The organism is Eggerthella sp., assembly GCF_048329335.1.
Taxonomy (GTDB): Bacteria; Actinomycetota; Coriobacteriia; order Coriobacteriales; family Eggerthellaceae; genus Eggerthella; species Eggerthella lenta.
Genome location: NZ_DBFEGU010000159.1, coordinates 1 through 3749, shown reverse-complemented (window position 1 = coordinate 3749; position 3749 = coordinate 1). Strand labels below are relative to the sequence as shown.

General features: G+C 62.1%; 6 protein-coding genes. 4 read left to right on the top strand and 2 right to left on the bottom strand.

Features of this window, described 5'->3' with window-relative positions; all coding sequences use genetic code 11:
- Nucleotides 1–179 precede the first annotated feature (179 nt).
- Nucleotides 180–593: a YbaN family protein gene (locus ACMO6A_RS05235; protein WP_009304645.1), complete on the bottom strand. Its 414-nt coding sequence runs from the start codon at nt 591–593 to the stop codon at nt 180–182.
- A 346-nt stretch (nt 594–939) separates the two neighbouring features.
- Here ACMO6A_RS05235 and infC point away from each other — a divergent pair, with 346 nt between their 5' ends.
- The 3 genes from infC to rplT are packed head-to-tail and all read left to right on the top strand — an operon-like array spanning nt 940 to nt 2103.
- Nucleotides 940–1536 (top strand): translation initiation factor IF-3, encoded by a 597-nt coding sequence (gene infC / locus ACMO6A_RS05230; protein WP_009304644.1) that lies wholly within the window; start codon nt 940–942, stop codon nt 1534–1536.
- The gene (gene rpmI / locus ACMO6A_RS05225; RefSeq protein WP_009304643.1) at nt 1529–1726 is read left to right on the top strand and encodes a 50S ribosomal protein L35; all 198 of its coding nucleotides are present in this window, start codon (nt 1529–1531) and stop codon (nt 1724–1726) included. The genes infC and rpmI overlap by 8 nt, the downstream gene beginning before the upstream one ends.
- Nucleotides 1727–1749: 23 nt before the next feature.
- Nucleotides 1750–2103, top strand: a complete 354-nt coding sequence (gene rplT / locus ACMO6A_RS05220; protein WP_009304642.1) for a 50S ribosomal protein L20 — start codon at nt 1750–1752, stop codon at nt 2101–2103.
- 87 nt (nt 2104–2190) lie between these two features.
- Here the strand turns inward: rplT and ACMO6A_RS05215 are convergent, their stop codons facing one another.
- A complete protein-coding gene (locus tag ACMO6A_RS05215) occupies nt 2191–2547 on the bottom strand; it encodes a NifB/NifX family molybdenum-iron cluster-binding protein (RefSeq protein ID WP_009304641.1) in 357 nt (118 codons plus the stop codon).
- A gap of 99 nt (nt 2548–2646) precedes the next feature.
- Here ACMO6A_RS05215 and ACMO6A_RS05210 point away from each other — a divergent pair.
- Nucleotides 2647–3749, top strand: a 1103-nt coding sequence (locus ACMO6A_RS05210) for an NAD(P)/FAD-dependent oxidoreductase (RefSeq protein ID WP_418470866.1), incomplete at its 3' end; no start/stop codon positions are given.

Below are 3749 nucleotides of genomic sequence, written 5' to 3'. Positions count from 1 at the left end.
GAATCGATCGGTTTGGTAATCCCGCAGATTCGCTTTGTTTTATGCTTTGAACATGCGACCTGGAAAAACGCCTTCGATCACGCTCGGCAGACCCGAAACGCCGCGGCCGGATCCTCTCCAAGATTACCAAACCGGTCGATTATTGCCGTTCGACGACGTTCCCGCTTCCTGGCTGATTCTTACTCGGCCTTTTCGACCTGGCGGATCAGCTGGACGCGCTCGGGGGTGATGGTGGGGATGCGCACGAACATGAGATACAGCAAAAACGCGCTGACGCATCCGAGGATAGCCCAGACGAGGGGCTTCTGCACGAACCAGGCGGACAGGCCCATGAGCGTGAACGACACGGCCAGGATGCGCACCTTCGTGCCGAGCGGGATGCCTCCGGCTTCTTTGAACGCGGCGACGTAGGTGCGGTACACCCGGGTCGAGATGATCCAGGCGTGGCAGCGCGGCGAGGATTTCGCGAACAGGAACGTCGCGAGCAGCAGCAGCGGGGTGGTGGGCAGCACGGGCACGAACACGCCGATGCAGCCGATGATGCAGGCCGTCCAAGCGCCGGCGAGCATGAGGTAACGAACGATGCGATTCATGACGTCCTTTCCGTCGCGTAAGGCGGTACAGGCTGCAGCCAGTATACCGAAGAGGCTCGCATCGCGATCGTGCGATCGTCGGAACATGGGAAATTAACGGGTTTTGCCCACCTTGCTGAAGATGCGGATCCAAAACCCGGACGAAAAACCCTCATGATTTTCTTGCATCTTAAAAATCCCGTGCTACAATAAGCAAGTTGTTTGTTCAAGCGAGGGGAGACCCTCCACCTGGTTCGGCGCTTTGGCTGCTGATGGGTCGCTCGAATACCGGCTACAAAGCCTGAATACGAATGCGAAACCCGTATGCTCCCAAAGCTACGGGTTTTTATTATGGCGCGGAAGCGCGATGGATTGGGAGGTGAGCGCGATAGCTGCTCAGGAGCCTCGGCTCAACGAAGAGATCACGGTTCGCGAATGCCGTTTGATCGGCTTCGATGGCGAACAGATGGGTATTTACGTGACGGCGGAAGCCCAGCGGGTGGCCGACAACCAGGGGCTCGACCTCGTGGAAATCGCGCCGAACGCGGAACCGCCCGTGTGCCGCATCATGGATTACGGCAAGTTCAAGTACGACCAGGCCATCAAGGCCAAGCAGGCTCGCAAGAACCAGAGCAAGGTCGAAACGAAGGAAATGAAGTTCCGGCCGAAGATCGACGTGGGCGACTACACGACGAAGAAGAAGCACGTCATGCGCTTCCTCGAAGCCGGCAACAAGGTGAAGATCACCATCATGTTCCGCGGTCGCGAAATGGCGCACCCGGAGCTGGGTCTCACCATCCTGGAGCGTCTGGCCGACGACCTGAAGGACGAAGCGGTCATCGAGAACCAGCCCAAGATGGAAGGCCGCAACATGCACATGCTCATCGCCCCGCTGCCTGCGGCAGTCGCGGCGAAGAAAAAGAAAGAGAACGAGAAGAAAGAAGAAGGGAACGACCATGCCTAAGATGAAGACTCATCGCGGCACCGCGAAGCGATTCCGCGTTACCGGTTCCGGCAAGATCATGCGCTCGAAGGCGTTCAAGAGCCACATCATGACGAAGAAGAGCCAGAAGCGCAAGCGCAACTTCCGCCATGAAACCGAAGTGGCCACGGCTGACCAGAAGGTCATCGCCCGTAACCTCGGCCTCCGCTAATCGAAAAGGAACAGTGATAGAACATGCCTCGTGTCAAGCGCGCAGTCAGCGCCCATAAGAAGCGTCGTACCGTCCTCAATCGCGCCAAGGGCTACTACGGTGCGAAGTCCCGTTCTTACCGTGCCGCGAAGGAGCAGGTGCAGCATTCGCTCCAGTACATGTACCGCGACCGCCGCAACAAGAAGCGCGAGATCCGCCGTCTGTGGATCACCCGCATCAACGCGGCCGCCCGCATCAACGGTATGAGCTACTCGGTGCTCATGAACGGCCTCAAGAAGGCAGGCGTGCAGCTGGACCGCAAGGTGCTGTCCGACATGGCCATCAACGATCCCGCGGCGTTCACCGCCATCACCGAGGTCGCCAAGAAGGCTCTGTAGGCTTCGCGTCTATGCAAAAACAGCGCCCCGTCGGATAAGCCGGCGGGGCGCTTTCGTTAGGGGAGGATTTTCCTGCCGGCTTTCCTGCTACGACTCGATGGCTCCGAGGACTTCTTCGTCGTTATGCCATTCGTCCGTGCCGATGAGAGTGTGGGCGAGATACGCCTCGGCTGCATCTCGGGCGCTTCCTGCTTGGTTGGACACTACTTCGATATCGGCTGCTTGCAGCGCTTCCACGGCGTCGCGCTCGATGATGCCGGTGATGACCGCCGTCACATCGAGCTCGCGCAGCACCGCGGCGATGCGGGCAGGGGTCTGATGAGGGTTCGGCATGTTCTGGCACTCGACGATGATGCCCCGTTCGATCCTATAGCAGGTGAAGCTTGCGCAATGTCCGAAATAGGGAGATACGGCCAGTCCTTCGCTCGCCACCGCTATTCTCATGTGATTCCTTTCGTCGCTTCGTGGAAATAACGATACCGCGCTTGGCCGATTGTGTATCCGCTCTTTCGCTCAACGGGGATAAATAGTAAGCTGAACGACATGGATACCGAACCTCTGCAGAGCATCGACGTTGCGATCGTGGGAGCCGGCGTTGCCGGCGCGACGACGGCGCGTGCATTGGCGCGCTGGCGTCTGAACGTCGTGGTGCTTGAGGCAGGCAACGATGTGGCCTGCGGCGCGACGCGAGCGAACTCTGGCATCGTGCATGCCGGCTACGACCCTTTGCCTGGAACGCTCAAGGCTCGCTTCAACGCGGCCGGGTCCAAGCTGTTTCCGCAATGGGCCGACGAGCTGGGATTCTCCTACGTCCGCAACGGCTCGCTCGTGCTCGCGTTCTCCGATGAGGAGCTGGCCAGCATACGGCGCCTCGTGGCGCGCGCGGCGGAGAACGGCGTGGAAGGCGTGCGCGAGCTGGACGCCGCCGAAGTGCGCGCGCTCGAACCGCATGCGAGCCCGCACGTGCGCGGCGGCCTGCTGGCCGAGACGGGCGCCATTTGCGACCCGTACGAGGTTGCCCTGTTCTCGGCAGAGCAGGCGGCGCTGCACGGCACGGCGTTCCGCTTCAACGAGCGCGTCGTGTCCGTCGAGCGCCTGGCCGCGGGCTCGCCCTCGTCCGCGCGCTATCTGCTGTCCACCTCGACAGGCGCGCGGTACGCGGCGCGCGCGGTGGTGAACGCCGCCGGCGTGTTCGCCGACGAGCTGAACAATGCCGTGAGCGCGCATCGCCTGCGCATCGCGGCGCGGCGCGGCGAGTACTGCCTGTACGATTCCGAGTACGGCCCGCTGTTCTCGCATACCGTGTTTCAGGCGCCGTCGTCAGCGGGCAAGGGCGTGCTCGTGACGCCCACCGTGCACGGCAACCTGCTGGTGGGGCCGAACGCCGTGGAGCAGGCGAGCAAGACCGACCTGTCCACGAGCGCGGAGGGGCTGCGCTTCGTGCTGGACGCCGCGAAGAAGACGTGGCCCGACGCCGGCGCGCGCGGCATGATCGCGAACTTCGCAGGGCTGCGCGCCTCGAACGCCGACGGCGACGACTTCGTCATCGGCGAACCGGACGACGCGCCCGGGTTCTTCAACATCGCCTGCTTCGACTCGCCGGGGCTCACCTCGGCTCCGGCCGTAGCCGAGCACGTGGCGCAGGC

Excerpts from the sequence above, each read along its gene's own strand:
- ACMO6A_RS05215 (WP_009304641.1), bottom strand. The coding sequence starts at position 2,547 with ATGAGAATAGCGGTGGCGAGCGAAGGACTGGCCGTATCTCCCTATTTC.
- infC (WP_009304644.1), top strand. The coding sequence starts at position 940 with ATGGATTGGGAGGTGAGCGCGATAGCTGCTCAGGAGCCTCGGCTCAAC.
- rpmI (WP_009304643.1), top strand. The coding sequence starts at position 1,529 with ATGCCTAAGATGAAGACTCATCGCGGCACCGCGAAGCGATTCCGCGTT.
- rplT (WP_009304642.1), top strand. The coding sequence starts at position 1,750 with ATGCCTCGTGTCAAGCGCGCAGTCAGCGCCCATAAGAAGCGTCGTACC.
- ACMO6A_RS05235 (WP_009304645.1), bottom strand. The coding sequence starts at position 593 with ATGAATCGCATCGTTCGTTACCTCATGCTCGCCGGCGCTTGGACGGCC.